Consider the following 24,629-nt stretch of genomic DNA (forward strand, 5'->3'; position numbering starts at 1 on the left):
AACCGAGCCAATTTATTTTTTTATTTTAGCGCTTGCATAAAATAACTCCAAACCGAAAAAATACCCTGAATAAGAGACTACCACAGACGAAGAATATTTTACAAGGAAAAACATACTGTTGACAACCGCTCCGGTTTTGATTTACAAATAGAGTATGTTAACGATTACATTCAGCCTCTTCCAGCTTTGCAGAGAGACAAATTTCTCCTTGGGCAAGGACAACCAAAAAATAAAGATTGATCAGACAATCTTAATGGGCTACCTGATAGGTTACAACAACAGATATTGACGCTGAATCTCAACTCATATTTCCTCAAACTATAACTCATACATGCGCCGTTTTTTTCGATTTACCCTTAAGACCTTCTTTTTCTTTTCTTTTTTAGGACTCCTTGCTGCTGCTGGCACCTTGGGCTGGGTATATTACCTGGTCACTGAAGTTCCCAGCCCAGAAATGACTCAAGAAAATATCTCCTCAATTCTGGGCCACGAAAGCCCTGTTTACTATCGCGATGGTAAAGAAAAACTCGGCGTATTATTTGAAGATATCCATCGTCAATATCTGAAATACGATCAACTCCCGGAAAAATTCATCAACGCTATTATTGCTGCGGAGGACGATCAATTTTTCAACCATTACGGTATTGATTTCTTTGGCATTGCACGGGCAATGATTGCAAATTTCAAGGCTGGTCGTATCGTCCAGGGAGGCAGCACCATCACCCAGCAAACAGCTAAGAATCTCTTTAAGCGCGAATCGCGCAGCTATGAAGCAAAACTCAAAGAAATGCTCCTTGCCCTGCGCTTGGAATATCGTTTTTCAAAAGAACAGATTCTTGAGTTCTACTGCAACCAATTCTATGTCAGCGGCAATGGTCACGGCTTGGGTGTTGCGGCCCGCTACTATTTTAACAAAGAACCAAACCAACTCACACTGCTGGAGGCTGCCTTTATTGCTGGCTCAGTCAAACAGCCCAATTATTATAATCCATTCATTAAAACAGACAGCGACGACGCCTTAAAAGCCCGTTCAAGGGCCAAAAATCGGGCTCACTATGTTCTCGGCAATATGCTCAAACTGGGAATGATCAGCCAGAGTGAATATGATGATGCTGTGAAAAAAGAGAATGATATTATTTTTAACCGTGGAAAAACCCGGTTTGCCCTTAACACTATTATGGATTTAGTTAAAGAGGGCTTGGAGTCCAAGGTCATCACCAATGCCCTGCAAGAGCATGGGATAAATAATATCTCCACGTCCGGGGCACGGATCATCAGCACTGTTGATCATACCTTACAAACAGAAACCTTATACAGCCTGCGTCGCGATCTTTCCCGTCTTGATGTCCGATTACGTGGCTATAACAGAGAAGAAGTGCAGCTGGAATACCAGGATCAAAAAGGTGACCGGGAAATCATAAAAAAAGCATTCCTTTTTGGTACGATTAAAGACATTGATGCAACCGACCCGGAGCAACCGGTTATCTCTGTCAGCTTTGGACCTAAGCACCCAGAAGGCTTTATCGACCGCAAGGGCCTGGAACGCATCCTTGTCGCCTTGGTAAAATACCGTAAGCAACGCTGGACAAAACCAGAGAAAAAAGATCTGAAAGAATTGTTAACCCGTCTCCAGCCTGGTGACAAGATTTACGTGAGTGTTCGGGAAGTTGATTTCTTTGACGGCACCCCTACCCTGGATCTTGAGCGTTACCCTGAACTGCAGGGAGCAGCTCTGGTTCTTCAACAGGGCATGATTCGGGCTATGGCTGGTGGTATGAAAAATCGTTTTTTTAACCGAGCTGTTTCTGCAAAACGTGTCATGGGCTCAACCTTTAAAACATTCTTATTTGCAGCTGCTCTTCAACTGGGCTGGAGTCCCCTGGATAAACTGGATAATCAAAGAAACATGTTCCTTTTTTTGCAAGAACCCTACTTTCCCCGACCAGATCATAAAAGTCCATTTGATTATGTTTCCATGAATTGGGCTGGGGTCAAATCAGAAAACGTGGCTGCTGTCTGGCTTCTCTATCATCTGACAGACCGACTTAATCCGGCACAGCTCCTCGAACTTGCGACTTTCCTGGACATGGCTCCCCGTGTTACTCAGGAAAAAAAGGAGACCTATCAAGAATTCAGCAGCCGTATGCGCGACACATTTGGCATCCGCATCACCTCTGACACCCTTGATCGAGCCGCCTATGAGCTGGCGATACAAAAATTAGAAGCAGACTTTGTCTTTGATGGTCGTACCAGGGAATATCGCCAATGGCAACGACTCCATTACGGCCTTGACTTCCCTAAATTTCGTTCAAGAATATACCAAAAACTCCAACAAAAAGGCCTGAAGGCCCGCCAACGCTCTGAATACTGGATCCGCATCTCTATGCTGCATGATAATTTTCTGCAATTCAAAAAAGTTCATCAGGCTGTCCAGAAATACCGCCAATATATTGAAGAACTTCCTTCATGGTTTGGCAATCCCTTTGCTTTTTTTAACCAGCAGCCTCCTGAAGGAGCTGAAAAAGAACGTCCTGCAGGAACCCTTGCCCAAAACCAGAAAGGACAGCTTATTTACACACTCAAGAGCAAACTCCCTGAAAGCTGGCAGCCGGTCAGCGACCTTGCTCTGCGTCAGCAATTAGCCCGACTTTTTTCAGCGAAAAAAGAAGCCTTGTGGGATAATATTCTTCTGGAAGGCAAGGTCAGCTCAGCTGGGTTGAAGATGGTGGAAACCCAGATGCGGACAGAACGTGAGGCCTTGACAGCACAAAAAAACTATTCCATGGAGGTGTTGACTGCTCTCCCTGACTATCGGGTCATGCTCGGTATACAGTACCTGGTCCGCTTTGGCCATGAATGCGGGATCTCCACCCAGCTTGACCCGGTTCTTTCCTTTCCTTTAGGCTCCAATGTGGTGTCTCTTCTGGAAGCAGTACGTATGTACGAAACCTTGGTAACAGGAAAAAATTATGCTGTTGAGCTGCCTCATAAGAGCATTGATACAGAAACAGGCCCTGCTCAGGAACAAGACGGGCTCGCTATTATTGAGCAAATTGTGGGCGCAGACGGTGAGATTATTTATGCCCGGCAAACAGCAGCTACCCCGGTGGTGGACCCCAAAACCAGTAATGAGTTAATCAACATTCTTCATAATGTTATTCGCTATGGAACTGGACGCTATGCCTTAAAAAATGTTCGCCTCACAAGTACTGATGATGAACGAAATACCAAATTGCAACAGCTGGACCTCCCCCTCCCCCTTATGGGAAAAACAGGGACTGCCAATGACTTCCGTAATGCTGCTTTTCTCGGATATGTACCAACAAAAACCGGACAGGAGGGAAACGTACTGCTCACGCAAGGTGGTTATGCAGTGGGCGTATATGCTGGGTTTGACGACAATGATCCCATGAAAAAAGGCTCTACCCGCATTAGCGGGTCTCAGGGTGCTCTGCCAACCTGGAGTAAAATTGCCCAGGCCCTGTACTCTCTTGAAAACGTTGCTGAGCATCTGGATCCGGTTGATCTCGCATTTGAGGGCATCTCTTTAAAATACTCAGATACAGGCCAGTATTTCACCTCTGTACAGCATAAAAATGGAGGCATCAGGTCAGGAAGGAATGCCGGGGAAAGAACTACGATCAACCCAAACAATCCTGTTGCCTTAGAGCATGGAACAATAAGAAGAAACACCGGATTTACGGTTGAACGTCGGTTCATTCCCTTCTGGCGCAATCAACAGCCATAATACAAGCTGAGAAACTCTTTCCTGCCCTGTTTTATGAGTGCTGTCTCAGTACTCATAAAACAGGGCAACTATATTTTTTCCACACCGAACAAAAAAAGGAATTGTACAGACTCCCGTTTTCTGATAGCTTTCTTTCGTGGTAAGAGTCTTCACCAAGATAAACCAGCAACAACGAACAACGCTCTGCCTTTCCACTCGCATCTTCGACAAAGAACAGCGTCGATATCAGCGCGGAACAAGAGCGGATTAAAAAAAATCATTTAAGCTTAAACAGATTAACATCGTTTACACATACCCACTATCCCGATCCAACGGGCCGGGACAAAAAAACATGAAAACATATACTTCGTCTTTCTCCTTACGCTTCAATTCCAGGCTCCTGTTTTTTGGAGTAACGTCAGTATGTATTCTTTCCCTGCTTCAAGGATGCACAGCTGGCAGGGACAGGGTACAGATACAGCCTTATAGAGACAAGCCAGTACCTCATGAGACCTCACGTATGCAACCAAGTGCCCCTTATCAACAATCTGCGCCTGTCCAGCGACAACAATATACTTCCCAGCCCTCTATTGTTGAGCAACCCGCTTCCAGGAAACCAAGAAATACGGAACTGTTGCAACCTATAAGCACAACCGTACGCAACCGGGTCTCCTTCTATGGGCAACGGGCAAAAGCCTGGCATGAACTGGAGCAGAATAAATCCCGATATCGCACTCCTGAACAGTCCAGAAAACTCATTTCCTGTCAAAGTAAGGTTGCTGCCTTACATGATGCCTATACAGAACTACAAATTCAACTCTTTAATGAGCGAAACCTTCCTGGTTCTCACGAAAAAATTCTTGTTACTCAACAACATCTCCAGCATAAAGATTTTTCCTACCTTGAGGGGGCATGTCCTGCTTTATTTAAACAATTATCCACATCTCACAAACGATTTATACCTGAAGCAGTGGCCCAGCCTGAAGGAGTACGTAGGCCAGCGATAAACTTTGGTCGTAACATTTTCTCCTCAGATCGACCTCATTCTACGACAACCCCCCAATACCAAAATCAATACGAGCAAAGCCGCAAATCCCCACAAAAAGATTTGATCACACCACCAGAACCAGCTCCCAATTACGAGGAACGGTATCAGTACGCCCAATCCTTACTCAAGCAGGGAAGAGAAGAAGAAGCACGACGTATTCTCAGTGATCTGCTTGCCAGTGTTCGCCAGACTGGAAACAGCACTCTTCAGAGAAAAATACTAAAAAACATAGCAGAGCTTGAATTTGCCCTGCGAAACTATCTTCCAGCAAGAATACTCTATGAAGAGCTTGAGCAACTGAACGCGCCTTTTGACAGACAGCATCTTTTGGCCTTACAGGCTATTGATACTCACCGGGAAGAGGTTGATGCCTATGCAGCCTTACTTCTGAGTACAATGACATTTGATCCTGCGCAGGACGGTTTCACAGTTCCTCAGCAAGGACGTGCCTTTTTACATAATTTTCCCACTTCACCACTGCGCTCTCATGTCAAAAAGCTGGTGACAAAAGCTGAACAGGAGGCTGAACAATGGTTCCAGCAACTTATACAACAATTCGACCGCTTTGTCATCAATCAACAACCCAATGAAGCACTGACCTTACTGCAAAAGGTGCCCCTTGATATACTCCCTCTTGATAAACAGGAAATCATACGACAGAGAAAAGACGCTCTCACTGCCCCACCCCCTGTGGAAGATTCGGCCCCGGTAGCAGCACCAGCCAACAACAGCACGATCAACGAAAAAATATCTGAACAGGCTCCGGAAAAGCGAGAAACTCTTAATCAGGAACAGCCTGAAGCGCAGACCGTTCCCCAGAAAACAGCAGAAAATGCATCTGAGCGCAGAAAAAAAGCCTCAAGCCCGCAAAAAAAGCCTGCGGAAACAGCCTTGCAAAAAAAATGGAACAAGGCTGAAGAGGCATTGCAAGCTACAGAATACGATAAAGCCATTACCCTGTTCTCTGATTTACGTAATACCTCTTTAAACACACAAGCTCTCAAAAAACTAAAAAAAGCCTCACAAGCAGCAGGCCAGGAGGCACGGAGAAAAGCAGCTCACTTTTTTCAACGAGCAAACAGCGCAACAGATCCTGATGTTAAAAAACAGCATCTTCTTTCTTCCAAAACGATTCTTGAAGATATCCTGCAAAAATATCCCCTTGCCGGACTTGATGCCAAGGTAAAACGGAACCTCAGCCGTGTTGATAAAGAATTATCCACCCTTGACCATATGCCTGAATAATTTATCAGCGTGGTTACTCCCGTCATTGTTATATCTCGGAGCCTCTGAGACAAGATAACACGGTTATTTGAGGCACAACTTTTCATAAAAAAATAGGAGTTAGCTCATGATGAACAATTTTTTAAACAAAAACTCTCTTATTGGAGTATTGATCGTCCTTTTACTGCTGTCCTCTTGGTGGGGCCAAAGTGAAAGCGGAGCCAATAAGCAGCTTGTTGAAGAAAAGGAGGCTGCTGAGGCACAAATCTCCTCAGCAGAAACAAAGGCAGCAGAATGCCAGCAAGCACTGCAGGATAAAACTGCTGCACTCACCAAGGCAGAACAACAACTGAATAAGGCAACGAAAAAGAATCAAGGGCTGGAAAAAAAGCTCTCTGAGAAAAAAGCTGCCCTGGCGGCTCTTGCTCAAGAAGAAAAAATCCTTCTTGAAAAAATCAATACATTGGAGCAATCCCTTGATAAAGCAAAGGCTCAACAACAGCAGCAGAAGCAGCAAAATCTCCAGAAAATTGCTCAGGATCATAAGAAAACTCTGATGCAATTAAAAGACGCGAGAGAGCAGATCGCCCAGCTCCAACAAAGGCACGCTGAGATAAAAAAACAAGCCGATATCCGGATTGCTGAACTGCACAAAAAACAGGCTACGGCTCAGAAACAGGCTGATGCCCGGATTGCCAAATTGCAAAAGCAACAGGCAAAGATGAAAACCCAGGCTGATGCCCGAATAGCCCAGCTTCACAAAAAACTGAATGAAGCAACAGCAGAAACAGAATCCCTCCGCGCTCAGGTCATCGGCTTTGAAAAAGTTGTTGAAGAAAGAAATGCAGCCCTTGCAGACATAAGCAGCGAGTTGCAGTCCTGTAAGGTCAACACAAAAGTTTTGCTTTCTAAAATTACCGAGCAGGAAAGTGCTCAACAGGGTATGGCAGAAACAATGCATCTTATGGTGCAGGATCTTGCTGAAGAAGTACAAGAAGCAGGACAAGCTGAGCAGGCCCAACAACAGGCAGAGTCAAAATAAAATAATACTTTCAACGGTTCTGACAACGTTACGTCAGACCAACAGGCGTTAAGGCTCAGACTGCACAGAGGCGATTCATCTGTACAGACTGGGCCTTTATGTTTGTCCAGGTAAAAGCTGAGACGCTGTCTCTCATGCCGTATTGAACTTTTTTTCTTTTTCCGGAGCCATATGTGCAGGCAATAGTGGATTGGTTTTACTCATTCTATGCCATCACCCTTGCCAACGCTCATGTTTGGGGCTTTCTGGCAAGTCTTCCCTTTATTATCGGAGGACTGGTGGGGACGGTTTTCCCCGCCCTTCCGGGAACGGTATTGATTCTCGTCGGTTTTCTGATCTACGGATTGATCACAGGATTTGATAGCCTTACGATTTGGTTTTTTTTCGGTCAGACCGTACTGGTCACCCTAAGCTACCTGATTGAATTTCTCGCCACTGCCTTTGGGGTCAAGATGTTTGGTGGTTCAAAGGCCGCAGCCTGGGGGGCGGTACTTGGTTCCTTGCTGGTCTTTGTTCTCGGCCCTATTGGTATCGTTGTTGGTCCGCTGCTGGGGGCAATTGCCGGGGAACTTATCATGGGTGAGCAGATCAAACAGGCCCTCCATTCCGGTTTCGGCTCCTTTCTTGGTTTTATGGGAGGAGTGATTGCGAATTTGGTTATTTCCGGCCTGATGATTGCCTGGTTTATTTGGGAAATAGTATAGTAGAACAGAGGCAGATCCCCCATCTCATCAATCAGAAAAACCAAAGAAAAAAGAAATATGAGCCAAGAGTTTAAACTCCCTTGGCCCTCAACAAAAAACACCATGGGAAAAACACTCATCATCGCAGAAAAACCCAGCGTGGCCGGAGACATTGTCAAGGCCCTGCCTGGTAATTTTAAAAAATCCAAAACCCATTTCGAGGGGGACAACTACATCGTCTCCTATGCAATCGGGCATCTTGTCTCTATTGGTTTCCCAGAGGAGATTGACCCAAAATTCCAGAAATGGACCTTGGACAATCTACCCATCCTGCCAGAAGAGTTTCCCCTGAATGTCCTGCCCAACACCAAAAGCCAGTACAACGCCCTGAGCAAACTCATCCGTCGCAAAGACGTTGATGTCATTGTCAACGGCTGTGATGCGGGTCGCGAAGGTGAGTTGATCTTCAAGTACATCCTCAAACATGCCTCTACCCCCTCTGTGGCTGAAAAATCCATTCGCAGGCTCTGGCTTCAATCCATGACCCTGGATTCCATCCGGACCGGGCTACAGAATCTTCGTGATAATGAAGAAATGTTGAGCCTTGAAGCAGCAGCCCTTTGCCGTTCTGAGGCAGACTGGCTCATAGGTATCAACGCCACCCGTGCCCTGACCTGCTATAATTCCCGCCACGGTGGCTTTCGTAAAACCCCTTGTGGTCGGGTCCAGACCCCTACCCTCTCCCTGTTGGTCAAACGGGAAGCAGAACGACGGGCCTTTGTCTCCACAGATTACTGGGAACTCCATGCTGATTTCCTCTGCGAGGATGCCACGTATCAAGGCATCTGGATTGATCCTGACTTTAAAAAAGACCCTGAAAATCCCCATGCAAAGAAAAAACGTATCTGGGATGAAAAGCAGGCCACAGCAATTGCTGAAAAATGCCGGGGCAAAGAAGCGGAGGTTGAGGAAACCCATAAAAACTCCAAGCAGGCTCCTCCACAACTATATGACCTGACCTCTTTGCAACGTGAGGCCAACTCCCGGTTTGGATTTTCAGCAAAAAATACCCTGGGTCTTGCCCAGGCCCTGTATGAACGCCATAAGCTGATTACCTATCCCAGAACTGACAGCCGTTGTCTGCCAGAAGATTATCTTAATTCGGTCAACGAAGTCCTTGATCGCCAACAAGAATGGCAATACGGAGCCTTTGCCAAAGAGGCCCTGAGTAAAGAGTATCTGCAAAAGAATCAAAAAAATAAACGCCTGTTTAATGATAAAAAAATAAGCGACCATTTTGCCATCATTCCCACCTCTGGTCTGCCTGGCAGCCTCAGTGAGCCAGAGCTGAAAGTCTATCAGATGATCGTGCAGCGTTTTCTGGCGATCCTTTTTCCGCCAGCAGTCTTTCACAATACCCGTCGCCTTTCCCTTGTGGAGCAGGAAACCTTTCTCACCGAAGGAAAAATACTTGTGGAACCAGGCTGGAAGGCCGTGTACGGGGCCAAAGCAGGAGCTGGAGATACCAACACCCTGGTGGCCCTGCCTGAAGGCAAGCCTGTGCTCTGCAACGAAATCGAACAGAAAAAACTGGCCACCAAACCGCCAGCTCGCTTTTCTGAGGCCACCCTGCTCTCGGCTATGGAGCATTCTGGTCAGCTGGTGGATGATGAGGAACTGGCCGAGGCCATGAAAGAACGCGGACTCGGTACCCCGGCAACCCGGGCCGCTATTATTGAAAAATTGCTCAATGAGAAATACGTTGTTCGGGAACAAAAGGAGCTCATCCCCACAGGCAAGGCATTTGAGTTGCTCTCCCTGCTGGAGACCCAGGATATTGATGTCCTTGCCTCACCGGAATTGACTGGTGAATGGGAATATAAGCTTAACCAAATCCTGCGGGGCAAAATAACCCGTGAACAGTTCATGCAAGAAATCCGGGAACAGACAGCCAAGATCGTTAAGCAGGTAAAAACCGGCGAAGAAGCTACGCAGCGCGAAGCACCCTTTTCTCCGGTTGATGGAGTCACATTCTTTGAAAATGCCACGGCCTTTCAATCCGAAGATGGAAAGCTTATGATCCGCAAGATCCTTGGCGGCAGGATCATGGCAGAAGAAGAAATCGTCCGCCTGATTCGCGGAGAAACCGTGGGCCCATACACTGATTTTCGCTCCAAAAAAGGAAAACCCTTTACTGCTTCAGTCTGTATCAAAGATTCCAAGGTCTCTTTTCAATTTGCTGATTCCACAGATGGGCTTGATCTTGAAGCAATTAAAAAACAGGACCCCCTTGGCACCTCACCCGTGGATCAGACCAAGGTCTTTGAAACTCCTATGGCTTATATGTCAGAGTCTGCTCTGGAGGGCGATCGAAAAAAAGGACTCCGCATAGGAAAAATTATTCTGGAGCGCACCATCAGCCAGGAGAATGTCACTCAGCTGTTGACTAAGGGAAAAACCGAACTGATTAAAGGATTTATATCCAAGAAAAAACGACCCTTTGACGCATATCTCTGCATGGACAAGAAAGGGAAGATCACCTTTGAATTTCCGCCGAGAAAGCCGAGAGCAAAGAAAGGGAAAAAATGATCCCGGCCTGCTTGAGCAGGCATAGGAGTTATATCATACAATGCGACAACTGAAAAAAAAACACCGTCAACGAACCCCGCTGGAACTGGCAGAAATCTGTGCCCGCACTGCGCTGGAGACTAAGGCAGAAGACCTTGTTATCCTGGACGTTCATGCCTCCTCTTCCTTTACTGATTATTTTGTTGTTATGAGCGGTCGCTCCAGCCGTCATGTTCAGGGACTGGCAGAGGCTATTGAAGCAGAACTGCGTTCCAAACGAGTCACCAGTACCCATTCAGAAGGACTTAAGGAAGGTTTATGGGTGCTGCTGGATTTTGGTGATATTGTGGCTCATATATTTTATAAGGACGAACGGGAATTTTATGACCTGGAAGGGCTCTGGCATGATGCACCACGAGTGGATCTTAAAGAACTGGGACTTGAAGAGCAGGAGGAGGAATAATGGCAGACAACAGGCCGGTAGTCCTGGCAATCCTGGACGGCTGGGGCATTGCTCCAGCCTCAGCAACCAATGCGGTTTCCGTGGCCAATACGCCGAATATGGATCGCTGGGCCGCAGAGTATCCAACAACCAGTCTGATTGCCCATAATGGCTTGGTCGGCTTACCTGAAGGCCAGATGGGTAATTCCGAGGTCGGGCACCTCAATATTGGCTCTGGTCGCATTGTCTATCAAGACTATACCCGCATCAACCAAGCCGTGAAACAGGGCGAACTTGCCCAAAACCCAGCTCTGACCAAGGTCATGGATCAGGTCAAGGCTGCGGGCAACCGGATTCATTTCTGTGGCCTGCTCTCAGACGGTGGGGTCCATTCTCATATCAAACACCTGGAAGCACTGCTGGCAATGGCAGAGGACAGAGGATTAGAGGCAAATATCCACTGTTTCATGGATGGCCGGGACACCCCACCCTCCAGTGGCGCAGGATATATGAAAGACCTGCTTGCCGCCATTGAGCGCATCGGCTGCGGACAGGTGGCAACGATCTCTGGTCGTTACTGGGCTATGGATCGGGACACCCGCTGGGACCGGGTGGAAAAGGCATGGCAGGCCATGGTTGGAGGCCAGGGAGTAACAGCTGAAGCCCCTTTGCAGGCCATTGAGGATGCCTATGCACGGGAAGAGACTGATGAGTTTATCAAACCCACAGTCCTGCTCAATACGACCGGAGAACCTGTGGGCAGAATTGCTGATAACGATGCCATTGTCTTTTTCAATTTCCGGGCTGATCGGGTACGGGAACTCTGCCATGCCTTTTCTGATAGCGATTTTCAGGGCTTTGATGTCAGTGATCGGCCCAAGCTGCTGGAACTGGTCACCATGACCGAGTATGAGGCTGACTTTACCTTTCCCATTGCCTTTCCGCCCCAAAGCCTTACCCGCATTCTCGGAGAAGAAACCAGCAAGGCAGGCATGCACCAGTTACGTATTGCCGAGACAGAGAAATACGCCCATGTGACCTATTTTTTTAACGGTGGCGGAGAAGAGCCTTTTCCAGATGAAGATCGTATCCTCATTGAATCACCACGGGATGTGGCCACCTATGACCAAAAACCTGCCATGAGCGCAGTGGAGGTGACAGACCGGTTACTTGCTGCGCTGAACGATCAGGCAGAGGCTGGCACGCCCTACGATCTGGTGATCCTCAATTTTGCCAATGGCGATATGGTCGGGCATAGCGGGGTGCTGGAGGCGGCAGTGCAGGCATGTGAAACCGTGGATACCTGCTTAGGACGAATCGCTGAGAAAATCCAACAAATGGGTGGTTCCTTACTCATCACAGCAGATCATGGCAATGCCGAGACTATGGTCAATCTGGAAACAGGCCAGCCTCATACAGCCCATACCCTCAATCCGGTACCGCTGATTCTGGTCAGCGAGGAGCATAAGAGCTGCACCCTGAAGGACGGCGGTGCGCTCAAGGATATCGCCCCGACCCTGATGCATTTACTGGGATTAGAGCAGCCTGAAGAGATGGAAGGGAACAGCCTGATTGTTAAATAAAAGTGTACTCAGGGAGCCGGGCATGCCTGCTTGGCTGTCCACATTATAACCACGATGTATTGATGAAAGAGGTCATTGTATGAAACAAGTTCTTATAACCGGCGGTGCTGGCTTCCTTGGATCCCATCTTTGCGAACGACTCTTGAATGACGGGCATGAAGTCCTTTGTGTTGATAACTGCTTTACCGGTAATAAGCAGAATATCATGCATCTTATGGATACCCCACGTTTTGAGTTTATCCGTCATGATATCACCTTCTCTCTTTATCTGGAAGTAGACGAAATTTATAATCTTGCCTGCCCGGCATCGCCAGTACATTATCAATATGACCCGGTGCAGACCACCAAGACTACCGTACACGGCGCAATCAACATGCTGGGGCTTGCCAAGCGTATTCAGGCCAAAATACTTCAGGCATCGACCTCAGAGGTGTATGGAGACCCATCTGTTCATCCGCAACCAGAGACATATTGGGGGAATGTTAATCCCATCGGGATCCGCTCCTGTTACGATGAAGGCAAACGTTGCGCTGAAACCCTCTTTTTTGATTATTACCGTCAGCATCAACTCCGCATTAAAGTTGCGAGAATTTTTAATACCTATGGGCCGCGAATGCATCCTGATGACGGCAGGGTGGTTTCCAACTTTATTGTTCAGGCTCTCAAAAATCAACCTATCACGGTATACGGAGACGGTTCTCAAACCCGTTCTTTTTGCTATGTGGATGATATGATAGAGGGGTTTATCAGGTTGATGGGGACAGATGACGGCTTCACCGGCCCTGTAAATCTTGGCAATCCTGGTGAGTTTACTATCCTGGAATTGGCTGAACAGGTTTTAGAGATGACCGGGTCAAAATCTGAGATTCAGTTTAATCCGTTGCCTCATGATGATCCTAAGCAAAGAAAACCGGATATTTCACTGGCTGGAAAAGAATTAGATTGGCAACCAAAAGTGAAATTGAAAGAAGGGCTTGTAAAAACGATACAATATTTTGACAACTACCTGAAAGTCAATGGTGCTTCTAATATTTGAAGTCCACTTGTTGAACATTACTGAAAAAGAGACAGCGTATAGGCACGGGTGCAGGGCAGAATGCAGGTGATAGAAAAAGTGGATGCTAACATGAAGCGATTCTCCATGCTGGCATTGAGATATTCTCCATGCTACGTTCGAGAGTCTCTCCATGCTACGTTGGAGACTCTCTACATGCTAGCATGGAGACTTTCTCCATGCCAGCATCAAGATTATTTACATGCCAGCATGGACTGAAACTCCTCCTCATCCCCCTTCCCTTCCCCCTTTTCCTGTTGACAAAATCTCTGAGTCCTCCTACATTAGTTGATGAAGCAATTACAGCCTATTGTTGAACGTTTGCTGCGACCGATCAAGGTTCCGTCGCTCGGTCGAAACGTTGCCGGTTATCTCCTGCACCCGATAATATCGCTACGGTCTTGAAGAATGTCCCACCTGGAAATTCCACAGACAAGTCCCTCACAACTCGGTCCAACAAAAAGGAAAGAGAGAAATGAACAAAAGCCCCGCATCAGCCTTTCTGCTACTCCTTGCTTTCATCGTCGCAACCTTCCTCAGCATCCCACACACCGCAGAGGCCGTGACCACCAGTAAATGGTACAAAAAGGCATCCAGCTTTGAAAAAATAGAAAAGGCAGCAAAGCAAAAAGACAAACCCTACATCGTCTTCTTTTACACAGACTGGTGCGGCTACTGCAAAAAGATGAACAAGAAATACCTCAGCAACACAAAGGTAAAAAAGGTTTTATCAAAATATTACAGGATTAAAATTAAAACAGATGGCAGTGAGAAAGCAAAAGCCTTGGCTCATAGAAAAGGCGTTCATGGGATTCCTGACTTCAGGGTAGTCCACCCTGACGGCAGAAATCTTCGAATCCACCCTTTTGGAAAAAACGGTGCAGTGGAAGTCGAAACATTTATCAAAGCATTGAAAGCAGCCCTGAAGGGCTGAAGCGGAGAATTCCATGAAGCTGGCTGACAGTGATTCTCGGTTAGGCAGAAAACTGGGGAAAATTCTTCCTTCTGATGAGGAAGAGAACAAAACAAAAAGACATAACTTTGGTTCAATGGACGAGCCGGAAACAAAACTCGAAAAAAAAATCAAGCAATGGTTCACAGATGAGGAGAAACAAGAACGCCCCCTGATCATTAAAGAAAATGTAGGATTCCCCCTCAAAATCCTCGTGATCACCTATTATCGGGCCATCCTTTTTGAGGCAGGAGTCTTATGTCGCCTAAAAGATATCAGTGACAAGGTCTGGCGACAATTTGTTTCAGTTCACCTCACTGAGAATACCCTTTCTTCCACCTTGGAACTTGGTTTCTTCCGTTACCACGATTCCCTTTTTTATCATAATCCATATAAAGACACCAGCCCATACATGGAAGAGACGGAATTCAAGCTTGATAGCTGGAAGCTGGAACGACTCAGCAAGAAAGAAGCGTCTTATATATACAGCGTGTTAAAAGATAAGCAACTCTATTGGCAGGAAACACGCCGCAAAGAACACATTGAGCAGATCGGGTCCTTGAATTCAAAGCCACCCGGAGGATCGCCACCTAAAAAGAAAGAATAATCCTCCCATTACTCTTTCACCAGCTCGACAACCAAAGCAAAACTTTCTTTAGCCAACCAACCGGTCTTACCGTTTTCCGTCTCAACAAGCACATAATATCCGTGCTCTTTTCCCGGTCGGACTAATCTGCCCGCCTTAATATCACCAGCCAGCGTTGCATCAGCAAAGGGCGAAATCAACAAATGGGTGTCCTCCGCCAAAACCACCCCAACCTTCCAGTCCTGATAGCGCAAAAATGCCAGAGGTAGGGTGAGAAGGCACAGGATCAACGCACCTGTCATCAACCAGCTTTTTCCATTTCCTCCCTTGCCTGTCCTCAAGCTTGCCAGCAAGGCAGAAAGCGAAAAGAATAAAAAAGCACAACCAGCAATCAACAACCATTGATCTGCCCCAAGCAGACCAGCCAAACGCCTGTGCAATGCTTGATCATCACGATACAGACCTGCGTCCTTACGTACCTGTTCCAGATTTCCCTGAATATCTGCATCGCCAGGAGCCAGATGCCGGGCCCGCTCATAGTTGAGCACTGCCTGCCCAACCTCTCCGGCAGCAGCATAGCTGTTAGCCAGATTATACAATAAAGAAGCAGACACACCTTGTTTGCTGATAATATTGGAATACTGGGCAATAGCCTGCTCAAACTCTCCCTGGGTAAAAGAGATATTTGCCTGTTCAAATAATGCCGCAGCGTTTTCCTGTTCTCCGGCAATAACCAGAGTTGATAAGCCTAGTATGATCGCTGGCAGAGCCACCTGCACTATTCGGAGTAGTACTCGTAACAACATGGAGGGTAATATATTTCGCTTCATGCCAGTTTATCCAATTCGTTTTTGGTGGTTTGCAAAATTTCTTCCAGCTCTGCCTGGGGCAGCTGCTCACCAGCATATCCGCTTTGTTCCAAACGGGTAAAGACAACTCGTAACGGTGCCTCAGCTGGCAAGCGTTGTTCCAGATCTGCCAATGTCACAGCCTCTGGAGCAAGCCCCCAAGCCTCACCAGTACGCTGTTGAATTGCAGCCCGACAATGTTGATGAAAGGTCTCCTGATCTGGAATCGCCAAGGCCCTGTTCATTTCCTCATAATGGAGAGCCAAATGCTCCTGCACCTTTTTCCGGCGGAGAATACTTGGGTCCCGTGCCAATCTTTGCTGCTTCAGATACAGTACCAAGGCGATCAAAAGACAAAACAAGGCAAAAACCATAAGCAGCTGAAACCAGAGTTTCTGATATAAGGGCTGAATGGCTGGAATCAGTTTCCCTACATCAGGATGCAACGGGGCAAGATGTTGACCAGGATGCGTACCTGCAATTTGCCCACCAATAGCTTGCGTGTCCTTTTGCTGATCAGACAATGCGGCAGAGGCTTGCTTCTTTTCTGTCTGAAGAGTTGATTGCCCCACAGACTGATCCGGGGCAGTCTCTAAGGACAACGGAATAGGATCACTGCTCAACGTCACATATTCCTCAGCTTGGGGATCAAAATACGAAAATCGCATTGAAGGGACAGCGGTTATTCCCTGTTGTTTCGGGATAAGGGCCTGTTCAAAGGTCTTTATACCTTTACCTGCGCCCAGATCCTGCACAGTTCCTGAAGCCGGATAAACCTTCCAGCCTGCCTTTTCCTTTAGGTCCGGGGCCTGAACCAGAGCAAAATTACCCTTGCCCTCAAGCTGCATCTTCACGGTGATCGGATCACCTGCCTTACCGTCCAGCGGCGAAGCAGCCACAGCCAGACTAAAGGTACCAATGGCACCACTGAAATTATCAGGTTGGTTTTCTGTTGGCAAATCCAGCACTGTCATCTCTTGTTCCTTGCTGATCAGCGTAATATCACGTCGGGAATAGTTGCCCAAAATACCCGAAAAGAAAGGATCATCTAACAGCGAGGAACCAAAAGGATCTCTGCGAGAGCGAGAACGAACCAGTACCTCAGCATCCATTTCCATGATCAAAGGAAAACTCCCTTCCTTGACCGCAGCCAGGGTTCCCTGCCAGGTCAAAGCGGTATACACAGTGCCATTCACCTGTTCTTGTTGCTGTTGCGGTTCTTCATCCAGCGATTGAAGGAGAAAATTTTCTCCACTCAGACGTGGTGTAGACTTGAGCGTAACTCGCCGTCCTGGGGTAAAATAGGCTTTCAATGTAAAGGGCACCACCTGGCCCGAGTACATACGCTCGGTTTCCGGCATAATCCGCAGAAAACCAATCTTCTTACTTTCATCAGCACCAAGAGGAACACCAGTGGTACCGGACCTGGAAGAATTACCACCGGCTTGACCAGAGTTCTGCGCTGGCAGTACTGTACACTGTACAGGTTTGCTGGTGTAGGTCTTGCCGTCGATACTCACCTTGACCGGGGCAATGGTGAAATCGCCAGCTTTATCTGCCTGTACCAGAAAATTATACGAGATTGAGGACGTTATATTGCCGTTTACCCAGGAAGTCTGGCTGCTCTGGCCCTGATAGGTAAAATGAAGCCCCTGGGCCACAGGCATATCCGGTTCTGCTGACCGGGCCCCGATCACGGTGACAATAAATCGGGCTGCCTGATCTTTAGAAAATTTTCCAGGTTGCAGCGTTGCCTCCACCTGAATCTCTGCTGCCAAGGCTATCGCAGGAAAAAAAACAGCGCAGAGCAAGGCAACCACGAGCCAGTTCCGCATATATCTTCGACTATACAAAGAAAATAAGGTCATCATTCCTCGCATCACCAATCTTTATCCACTGATTCATTATTCCCCATACCCTGCGGGATGAAGTTGAGTTCCCCCTGCTCATCCTTGAGGCTGTTGAGCAGATTCTTTGCCTCTTGCTCAGTCATTTTACCCATTATTCTCCGCTCCATATCCTCAGCACTCAGCTGCTGCTGTTCCTCTCCCGGCTCCTCCTGCTCTTCTTGCTGGGCAGCTGCTTGCTGAATCTCTTCTGCGGTAGGAGCTTCCTCTTTTTCCGGTTCAGCTGGTTCAGACACAGCCTTTTGCTTTTCTGCCTGCTCCTGATCTTCTTGTCCCTGTTCAGAAGTGGGCTGTTTTTCCTGTTCCTGCGTATCAGCCTCTTGCTCCTTTGCCGGGCTGTTTTGATCCTCCTGTTCCTCCTGCCCCTCTTGTTTTTCTTGATCTGAAGGCTGCTGGGATTGCTGATCTCCTTGCTCTGACTGGCTGTTGCTCTGTTCCTCCTTATTCTGCTCTCCCTGCTCCCCCGGCTCATCCTGACGCTTCTTTTCCTGGTCCTTTTGCTGATCTTTTTGCTGATCCTGTTGCTGGTCTCCGTTCTCTCCTTCCTGGGGATTATCGCACTGTTTCCCGGACTGACGCATCTTTTCTTTGAGCTGTTCCAGCTTCTTGGTGACCATTTCCAGATTATGCGCAGCAGCCTTATCCTCTGGTTCCAGTTTCAGAGCTGCCTCAAAAGATTTCTTTGCCGCATTCCATTGTTTCAGGGCCTGCTCCTGATCTTCTGCCGCACTTGCTGCCCCCAAAAAAAACTGACTATTCCCCCGATTATAATAGCTCTGGGCCTGAAGTGAAAGGTCATCACTGCTCAGAGCCTGGGTAAAGGCAGCAGCAGCTTGGTCATATTTCTGCTGACGATACAGGCTCCCTCCGAGATTAAAGTATAAGGCTGGGTCGGTGTTCTCTTCTTTCAAAGCTTGCTGATAATAGGACTCTGCCCCGGCATAATCCCCGGACTTAAAAAGTTCTTCCCCTTGAGAAGCTTGTGCTTGCTGCATAATGAAGCTACTCAACCCACTGAGTGTTATCATAAAAATAACTGTCAATGCAACCCGCTTCTTTCGCCTGCCAGCGGTTTTGACAAAGGGCAGTCCCAAGGAGCGACCACTCCGCCTCCCGGTGATAAGGAAATCCATGCTCAACAATAATACAGCAACACCCAAGGGCCAGGGAAAACGCTCAATGGGAATCTTTCGACGCCGTTGTCCATGCTCCTCTTTCGGGATCAGGGCCAGTTTCTCTTGATAAATAGTATCAAATCCTTGCCCCATATTACCTAATGGAACATAAAGACCACCTGTCGTCTCAGCAAGTGCGGTCAGGGTTTGCTCATCCAACCTGGAGGTAATAAAATTCCCCTGTTTATCCTGTATAAATCCTCCCTCCTGTCCTTGAGAAACCGGTATCAACTCACCTTCAGGTGTCCCCACGCCAATGGTGTACACGGTCATATTCTGTTCTTTGGCCTGTTCAGCAGCTTTCAAAGCCTCTTCACTCAGATCTTCACCATCAGTGACCAAGACAAAAATCTTATGATTGGCCTCATTGGACAAGACCTCCCCGCCCTGCCTGATGGCCAACCCGATATCTGTTCCCCCTTTAGGAATACTCCCTGCATCCAGAGTCGTCAGCGAAGCATTAAAAGCCTCATAATCTGTCGTCAGAGGACACATGAGAAAGGCCGTACCAGCAAAGGGCAACAGCCCTACCCGATCACCTTCCAGTTGGGCGACAAAATCCCGGATAGCGAGTTTTGCCCGCCCCAAGCGACTGGGTTTAATATCCTGAGCAAGCATGGAATTGGACACATCTACCCCGATAAGAATATCAATTCCTTTACGTCGTACCTCAATCCAACGCTCACCGTATTGGGGTCTGGCCAGAGCAAAAAACAAACAGGCCATACCACCAACAAAAAGCATATTTTTCCATCGACGACGAGAAGAGGAAACATTATTAGTCAGGCCAGCTAACAGCTTGGGAGCAACAAATTTTCCCAGCTCATTCTTTCTCCGTCTGGTAGTAAAAAACGAAAAAGCAAGGAACGCAAGGCAGGCAATCAAGCCAATCAACAACCAAAAAGGTTGGGCAAGGGTTGGTAAGAGAGACATAGAATACATACTCCAGAATTTCATATACAGAATTCGCTTCTTCCTGTCACGAACTCATTCTTGTTCAGCCTTTTCTTTCTGCTACGTCCAAAAATCGTTGACAGTATTTTCTCATCCGTGTTATAGCATTTCAGCTTCTTCTTGCGGGCAATAATGATCCTGAAAACAGCTCGCTAAAACTACTTATCAGAGAGCAATCTCCAGCAGAAACCATTTCGTCTTCCATGCCAGCAAAGAATCTCCAATACCATAACGACTATCCCTATTTTTTCAAGAGTGATGCCTGTAAATCCTGCGGAGGAAAATGCTGCCGGGGCCAACAAGGGTATATTCGGATCAACATGGAGGAATTGGGAAACATGGCGAATGCAAAGGGATTATCTCCAAAGGAATTTGCCCGCCAATATGTTCGGCAAGTCACGGGAGGATTATCTCTTCAGGAAAGAATCATTAATAATGAACACTTCTGCTGCTTCCTTGACCCTGTTGATCATTACTGCACCATTTATCAGCAGCGGCCAGAGCAATGCAGAACCTTTCCTTTTTGGGAGGAGTTTAAGGAGGAGCCTGAGAAACTTTTTCTCAGCTGCCCTGGGATTATTAGCGTTCCCAAACCGACATAATTTTTATATCCTTCCTGGAAACTTCGGAATAAAAAATGTTTTTTATACGGCAAAGTGGTATGCTATTATTGTTTGTTAGAAGGATATGACATTTTCGGCTTGCTCTGTTGAAAATACGCCTCATAACGAGAAGAAAAATAGAATGCATTATCTGTCAGGAGACCATAAGATGAAGCGATACCAGATGATTATAAATTTAAATAGATTATTGATTTTGCTTTTTTTAATACTGTCAGTCATTGTTTCGACAGGATGTAAGAAAGATAAAGAAAATAAACAAGATGAAACTCAGAACGTGACAGAAGGAAATCCCCCTGCGGTTAAGAATGATAAGACAAATGAAATTTCTATCAGCAACGGTTCGGTGACAGAAGGGGATGAAGGAAATACAACCCTCAAGTTGACTGTATCCTGCTCAGCGAATCCTCGTAAAAATAGCGATATAACAGTAAAGTGGTCGACATCGGATGCAACAGGAACGAGTGAAGCCCAAGCTACAGCGGGAGAAGATTATACAACGAATAGCGGAGTGTTAACCTTTAAAAAAGGAGAAAGTCTGCAACAGGATATAGTCGTCACTGTGAAAAGCGATACTGAAGCAGAAGAAGATGAGCTTTTTTTAGTTACACTTGAGCAACCTGTTAATGCGACTATTGTAAATAGTGTTGGGGAAGCGTTGATATTGAATGACGACAATGGTGGTACGCCTGAACTCTCTAATGAAACAAAATATGCGAATCTACCGGTGGGGACTGTTATTGCTGATCACTTTAATGATTTTAGCCAAAAGGATTATAATGATAATGCTGAGTATAGTATAGTATCAGTTTCAGGGCAACCGTTTACGGAAGCTGTACAGATCAAGATAACCACAGAACCTTCTTCAGATTCCCGAGTCAATATGACGATTGACTCTCCTATTCAGCTGCATGAAAATGATGTTATTTTGGCATCATTTTATGCCAGGACAATCTCACCTGCACCGGGCGGCTCTTCTGGACACCTGGAATTTTTACTACAGCATGATAGCGACCCATGGACAGAGTATGTAACTTGGCCTCAGGATATAGGGACGAGTTGGAAGAGATATTATATACCTTTGACCGTCCAGGTTTGGCGTGGAATGCGATCAGAAGTTTATGTTCCCGCACCATCAGATGGAGACGATACAACCTTTGGGATTGGGGAAGTGCGCTTTCGCTTTTCCCTTGGGTACTATCCGCAGACAATTCAATTAGCTGATATGCGAATAGTGGATTATGGAACTACAGTAACCGGATCTGAATTACCCGTTACCCTTCTTCCTGCTAAAACTAATAACTTCATTATACCGGGGAATTCACCTAGTACTGGCGATACTAACTGGACACCTAAATTACTTGCTCAAGCTGAAGCTGGAAATATGTATCTCCCTGATTTCAGCTATGCCGGATATCGTAACGGTGAAGAGGTGTTACCGACCGGTGACGGCTGGACAGTAGTTAATGTACTTGATTATGGAGCAACTCCTAATGATGAAACTGACGATACAGCAGCGATCAAAAATGCCATTGCTGCAGCTGAGAAAGTAGCGGGATCGGTAATACTTGCCTTTCCTGCCGGAAAATTTGTCATCAGTGATATTTTGATAATACAGAGGAAAAATTTTATTTTTCGAGGAGCAGGAAGTCATGACGGAGGTACAATTATTGCTCCTTCAAAACCAATGAAGGCTATGACAAAGCCACCATTGATACAGGATATTGAGCAACAGATAATTTCTTCCAACCGAAAGACGAGCCATGGTGAACTGTATTCACCATTTTCTTGGTCGGGTGGAGTCATTTGGGTGGGGAGCCCAAAGGCACACGGAGATAGCGGTGCAACGGGTACTGCTACACGAACTACCGGAACAGCAAGCCGAGGTGGACATACCATATTAGTAGATGACGCATCCAATTTGATACCGAGTCAAGTAGTCCAGTTGAGGTATTATGATAATTCGTCGGCTAATCCTCTATATGACCATATTTTTGATTGCACCGCTTCTGATCTTCCCGAAGGGTATGGTGCCAGTCTCTCTGAGGACCCTGAAGTGCGTCAGAGTGTTACCGTTCAAAGCGTTTCTGGCAATAGTGTAACTTTTAAGGAACCACTAAATCATGACATTCAAGAGGGATGGCATTGCGAGTTAAAAACAGTGAATTGGTTTTCGACTATAGGAGTCGAAGGTATTGCTATTGAGTTTCCAAAGGTTAATTATGCAGGTCATCATGTTGAACATGGTTATAATGCTATCTATTTAAATGATGCGTTAAATTGCTGGATAGATGATGTCAAAATAACTAATGTTGATTCAGGTATTCTTATAGAGAACAGTAAAAATGTCACTGTTAGTAATGTTATTGTCAATGGGCGAGGAGGGCACTATTCTTTAATGGCAACTGATTCTGATCAAATTTTGTTTCGTGATTTTCAATCAGATAATCGTTCTTGTCACTCCTTAAGCTTTAATACGGATGCCAGGACGGTAGTATATACACATGGAATGGTGAGAGACGTTACCTTTGATCAGCATAACGGGATGAACCATCAAAATCTATTGGACGATCTTGATGTCAGAGGAGAAGTACGTCATCTCTGGCACCATGGTGGAGCAAGTTCAATGAGCCCGGCGCATGGAGCTTTCAATACAGCTTGGAATTTGAGATTCATTCCTGCAGGACAGGTTCCTGTTCTGGGTACTCCTATTAATGATGGGCCAAATGCATATTTGATAGGGCTTTCGAGTGATGCAACCTTGATGTTTAAATACGGTCCAAATGCGTACACTGAAGGGTTCGGTCGCCGTGATATTGCGGTTCCCTCGCTCTATGAATATCAACTTAATCGCCGCATGCAATCTGATTGAGCGGAGAGAACAGAATATTTGGGTGGTAAGCGACTTTATTGTATGCCCAATTATTAGAATAAAAACATATTATTATGAATAGAAATTTTCCAAGATACCTAGATTTTAACCCGAAAGTTCCTGTGTGGTGCGTCACACCTGATCATCCCGGATGTATTCACCGTTTTTTCGATACATCCCCTATTAGCCCTTCAGGAAGATATCTTGCCGCTTTCCAACTGCCTATTGAAGACCGATTACCGGACCCGGGTGAATTGGGGAAGATTTGTATTGTAGATTTGGAAAGCGGAGAAACGAACTTCATTGCGGAAACTTGTGGTTGGGGGGCACAGATGGGTGCAAACATAAACTGGGGGGCAAGCGATCACGAACTTTTTTTTAATGATGTTGATACAAACATTTGGCATCCTTTTGCTTGGAAAATTAATCCGTTAACCGGGAAACGCTATAAAATGGAGGGAACAGTCTATCATGTTTCCCCTGATGGACGATGGCTTCTATCAGCAAATTTGACGACTATGACCAAGACTCAGGTCGGTTACAGTGTATGTTTACCTAATAATGGTACAGTAAAACGTAATATAGGCCCCTCAAAAACGGATGGTTTTTATTTGACTGACACAGCTACTGGCAAGAAACATTTATTGGTTAATATAGCTGATTTATTAGCAGACTTCTCTCATTCATGGGGTATTTCTGATTTTGACCAACAGGAGATTTATGGTTTTCACTGTAAATTTAATCCCCAAGGTGATAAAGTTATGTTAAGTTTGAGATGGTTTCCCGTCTCTGATAACCCTAATGATAATATGTTTCATGCAAATTTTTCAGCAATACGTTTCGCCTGGATCACAATGAGCCTTGACGGGAAAGAAAAACATTGTGCTGTTGGCCCTGATCAGTGGGAAAAAGGAGGACATCATGCTACATGGTTCCCTGATGGAAGGCGAATCTCTATGAATTTGAACATTGACAGGGATGGTATGCGTTTTGTCGCAGTCAATGCGGACGGGAGCAACTTGCATACAATGTTACCAGATGCAATAGGAACTGGTCACCCAACAGTTCACGCTGATGGTAGACATTTAATGACTGATACCTATACATGGGGCGCTACATCATTCGGAGATGGAACTATACCCTTACGTTGGATTGACTTAGAGAATGGGGAGGAGGAAGTTATTGTTCGGATGTAACCGTTCACCCCCCTCATTCCACACAAAAAAAGATTGGACAAAAAAAGAAGATCACGATAGTTTAAGGGTCACAACGTTTTTTACGAGATCTATCCACGTTCTGAGTTCGCATGCACCTATCCAGAGAAGAGTTGCGAAAAATAGATAA

At 46.2% G+C, this 24,629-nt stretch carries 16 protein-coding genes; 13 read left to right on the forward strand and 3 right to left on the reverse strand.

Going from position 1 to position 24,629, the window contains the following annotated elements:
• Positions 1 to 331: 331 nt before the first annotated feature.
• From L2082_RS03630 to L2082_RS03675, 10 genes are all read left to right on the forward strand, one after another.
• Positions 332 to 3,748, forward strand: a complete 3,417-nt coding sequence (locus tag L2082_RS03630) for a transglycosylase domain-containing protein (protein WP_446007862.1) — start codon at positions 332 to 334, stop codon at positions 3,746 to 3,748.
• A gap of 499 nt (positions 3,749 to 4,247) precedes the next feature.
• Entirely contained in the window at positions 4,248 to 6,020 is a 1,773-nt protein-coding gene (locus L2082_RS03635) for a hypothetical protein (protein ID WP_446007863.1), read from the forward strand.
• Between the two features lie 106 nt (positions 6,021 to 6,126).
• Positions 6,127 to 7,041 (forward strand): hypothetical protein, encoded by a 915-nt coding sequence (locus tag L2082_RS03640; protein WP_446007864.1) that lies wholly within the window; start codon positions 6,127 to 6,129, stop codon positions 7,039 to 7,041.
• A gap of 173 nt (positions 7,042 to 7,214) precedes the next feature.
• Positions 7,215 to 7,745 (forward strand): DUF456 domain-containing protein, encoded by a 531-nt coding sequence (locus L2082_RS03645; RefSeq protein ID WP_446007865.1) that lies wholly within the window; start codon positions 7,215 to 7,217, stop codon positions 7,743 to 7,745.
• A 102-nt stretch (positions 7,746 to 7,847) separates the two neighbouring features.
• The gene (locus tag L2082_RS03650) at positions 7,848 to 10,313 is read left to right on the forward strand and encodes a DNA topoisomerase III (protein WP_446011455.1); all 2,466 of its coding nucleotides are present in this window, start codon (positions 7,848 to 7,850) and stop codon (positions 10,311 to 10,313) included.
• A gap of 40 nt (positions 10,314 to 10,353) precedes the next feature.
• The gene (gene rsfS / locus L2082_RS03655) at positions 10,354 to 10,755 is read left to right on the forward strand and encodes a ribosome silencing factor (protein WP_446011456.1); all 402 of its coding nucleotides are present in this window, start codon (positions 10,354 to 10,356) and stop codon (positions 10,753 to 10,755) included.
• Complete coding sequence (gene gpmI / locus L2082_RS03660) at positions 10,755 to 12,317, forward strand: 2,3-bisphosphoglycerate-independent phosphoglycerate mutase (RefSeq protein ID WP_446009143.1); 1,563 nt, start codon at positions 10,755 to 10,757, stop codon at positions 12,315 to 12,317. The genes rsfS and gpmI overlap by 1 nt, the downstream gene beginning before the upstream one ends.
• Positions 12,318 to 12,396: 79 nt before the next feature.
• Complete coding sequence (locus L2082_RS03665; protein WP_446009142.1) at positions 12,397 to 13,353, forward strand: UDP-glucuronic acid decarboxylase family protein; 957 nt, start codon at positions 12,397 to 12,399, stop codon at positions 13,351 to 13,353.
• A gap of 493 nt (positions 13,354 to 13,846) precedes the next feature.
• The gene (locus L2082_RS03670) at positions 13,847 to 14,305 is read left to right on the forward strand and encodes a thioredoxin family protein (protein ID WP_446009141.1); all 459 of its coding nucleotides are present in this window, start codon (positions 13,847 to 13,849) and stop codon (positions 14,303 to 14,305) included.
• A gap of 13 nt (positions 14,306 to 14,318) precedes the next feature.
• Positions 14,319 to 14,930, forward strand: coding sequence for a hypothetical protein (locus tag L2082_RS03675; protein WP_446009140.1), 612 nt, complete (start codon positions 14,319 to 14,321; stop codon positions 14,928 to 14,930).
• An 8-nt stretch (positions 14,931 to 14,938) separates the two neighbouring features.
• Here the strand turns inward: L2082_RS03675 and L2082_RS03680 are convergent, their stop codons facing one another.
• From L2082_RS03680 to L2082_RS03690, 3 genes are read right to left on the reverse strand one after another with little or no spacing between them, the layout of a single operon-like run.
• Positions 14,939 to 15,739: a tetratricopeptide repeat protein gene (locus L2082_RS03680; RefSeq protein ID WP_446009139.1), complete on the reverse strand. Its 801-nt coding sequence runs from the start codon at positions 15,737 to 15,739 to the stop codon at positions 14,939 to 14,941.
• Entirely contained in the window at positions 15,736 to 17,628 is a 1,893-nt protein-coding gene (locus L2082_RS03685; protein WP_446011457.1) for a BatD family protein, read from the reverse strand. Before L2082_RS03685 ends, L2082_RS03680 begins: the two co-directional genes overlap by 4 nt.
• An 8-nt stretch (positions 17,629 to 17,636) precedes the next feature.
• Complete coding sequence (locus L2082_RS03690; RefSeq protein ID WP_446009137.1) at positions 17,637 to 19,772, reverse strand: VWA domain-containing protein; 2,136 nt, start codon at positions 19,770 to 19,772, stop codon at positions 17,637 to 17,639.
• 224 nt (positions 19,773 to 19,996) lie between these two features.
• Here L2082_RS03690 and L2082_RS03695 point away from each other — a divergent pair, with 224 nt between their 5' ends.
• The 3 genes from L2082_RS03695 to L2082_RS03705 all read left to right on the forward strand — a co-directional run bounded on the left by L2082_RS03695 (position 19,997) and on the right by L2082_RS03705 (position 24,481).
• Positions 19,997 to 20,395 (forward strand): YkgJ family cysteine cluster protein, encoded by a 399-nt coding sequence (locus L2082_RS03695; protein WP_446009136.1) that lies wholly within the window; start codon positions 19,997 to 19,999, stop codon positions 20,393 to 20,395.
• Between the two features lie 169 nt (positions 20,396 to 20,564).
• Positions 20,565 to 23,285 (forward strand): glycosyl hydrolase family 28-related protein, encoded by a 2,721-nt coding sequence (locus tag L2082_RS03700; protein ID WP_446009135.1) that lies wholly within the window; start codon positions 20,565 to 20,567, stop codon positions 23,283 to 23,285.
• Between the two features lie 74 nt (positions 23,286 to 23,359).
• Positions 23,360 to 24,481, forward strand: a complete 1,122-nt coding sequence (locus L2082_RS03705; RefSeq protein ID WP_446009134.1) for a TolB family protein — start codon at positions 23,360 to 23,362, stop codon at positions 24,479 to 24,481.
• The last annotated feature ends 148 nt before the right edge of the window (positions 24,482 to 24,629 follow it).

This window comes from Candidatus Electrothrix sp. (genome assembly GCF_052785085.1).

Coding starts and splice junctions, on each gene's coding strand:
- L2082_RS03665 (WP_446009142.1), top strand. CDS start 12,397: ATGAAACAAGTTCTTATAACCGGCGGTGCTGGCTTCCTTGGATCCCAT.
- gpmI (WP_446009143.1), top strand. CDS start 10,755: ATGGCAGACAACAGGCCGGTAGTCCTGGCAATCCTGGACGGCTGGGGC.
- L2082_RS03685 (WP_446011457.1), bottom strand. CDS start 17,628: ATGATGACCTTATTTTCTTTGTATAGTCGAAGATATATGCGGAACTGG.
- L2082_RS03635 (WP_446007863.1), top strand. CDS start 4,248: ATGCAACCAAGTGCCCCTTATCAACAATCTGCGCCTGTCCAGCGACAA.
- L2082_RS03690 (WP_446009137.1), bottom strand. CDS start 19,772: ATGTCTCTCTTACCAACCCTTGCCCAACCTTTTTGGTTGTTGATTGGC.
- L2082_RS03630 (WP_446007862.1), top strand. CDS start 332: ATGCGCCGTTTTTTTCGATTTACCCTTAAGACCTTCTTTTTCTTTTCT.
- L2082_RS03700 (WP_446009135.1), top strand. CDS start 20,565: ATGAAGCGATACCAGATGATTATAAATTTAAATAGATTATTGATTTTG.
- L2082_RS03705 (WP_446009134.1), top strand. CDS start 23,360: ATGAATAGAAATTTTCCAAGATACCTAGATTTTAACCCGAAAGTTCCT.
- L2082_RS03670 (WP_446009141.1), top strand. CDS start 13,847: ATGAACAAAAGCCCCGCATCAGCCTTTCTGCTACTCCTTGCTTTCATC.
- L2082_RS03675 (WP_446009140.1), top strand. CDS start 14,319: ATGAAGCTGGCTGACAGTGATTCTCGGTTAGGCAGAAAACTGGGGAAA.
- L2082_RS03695 (WP_446009136.1), top strand. CDS start 19,997: ATGCCAGCAAAGAATCTCCAATACCATAACGACTATCCCTATTTTTTC.
- L2082_RS03680 (WP_446009139.1), bottom strand. CDS start 15,739: ATGAAGCGAAATATATTACCCTCCATGTTGTTACGAGTACTACTCCGA.
- L2082_RS03650 (WP_446011455.1), top strand. CDS start 7,848: ATGGGAAAAACACTCATCATCGCAGAAAAACCCAGCGTGGCCGGAGAC.
- L2082_RS03640 (WP_446007864.1), top strand. CDS start 6,127: ATGATGAACAATTTTTTAAACAAAAACTCTCTTATTGGAGTATTGATC.
- rsfS (WP_446011456.1), top strand. CDS start 10,354: ATGCGACAACTGAAAAAAAAACACCGTCAACGAACCCCGCTGGAACTG.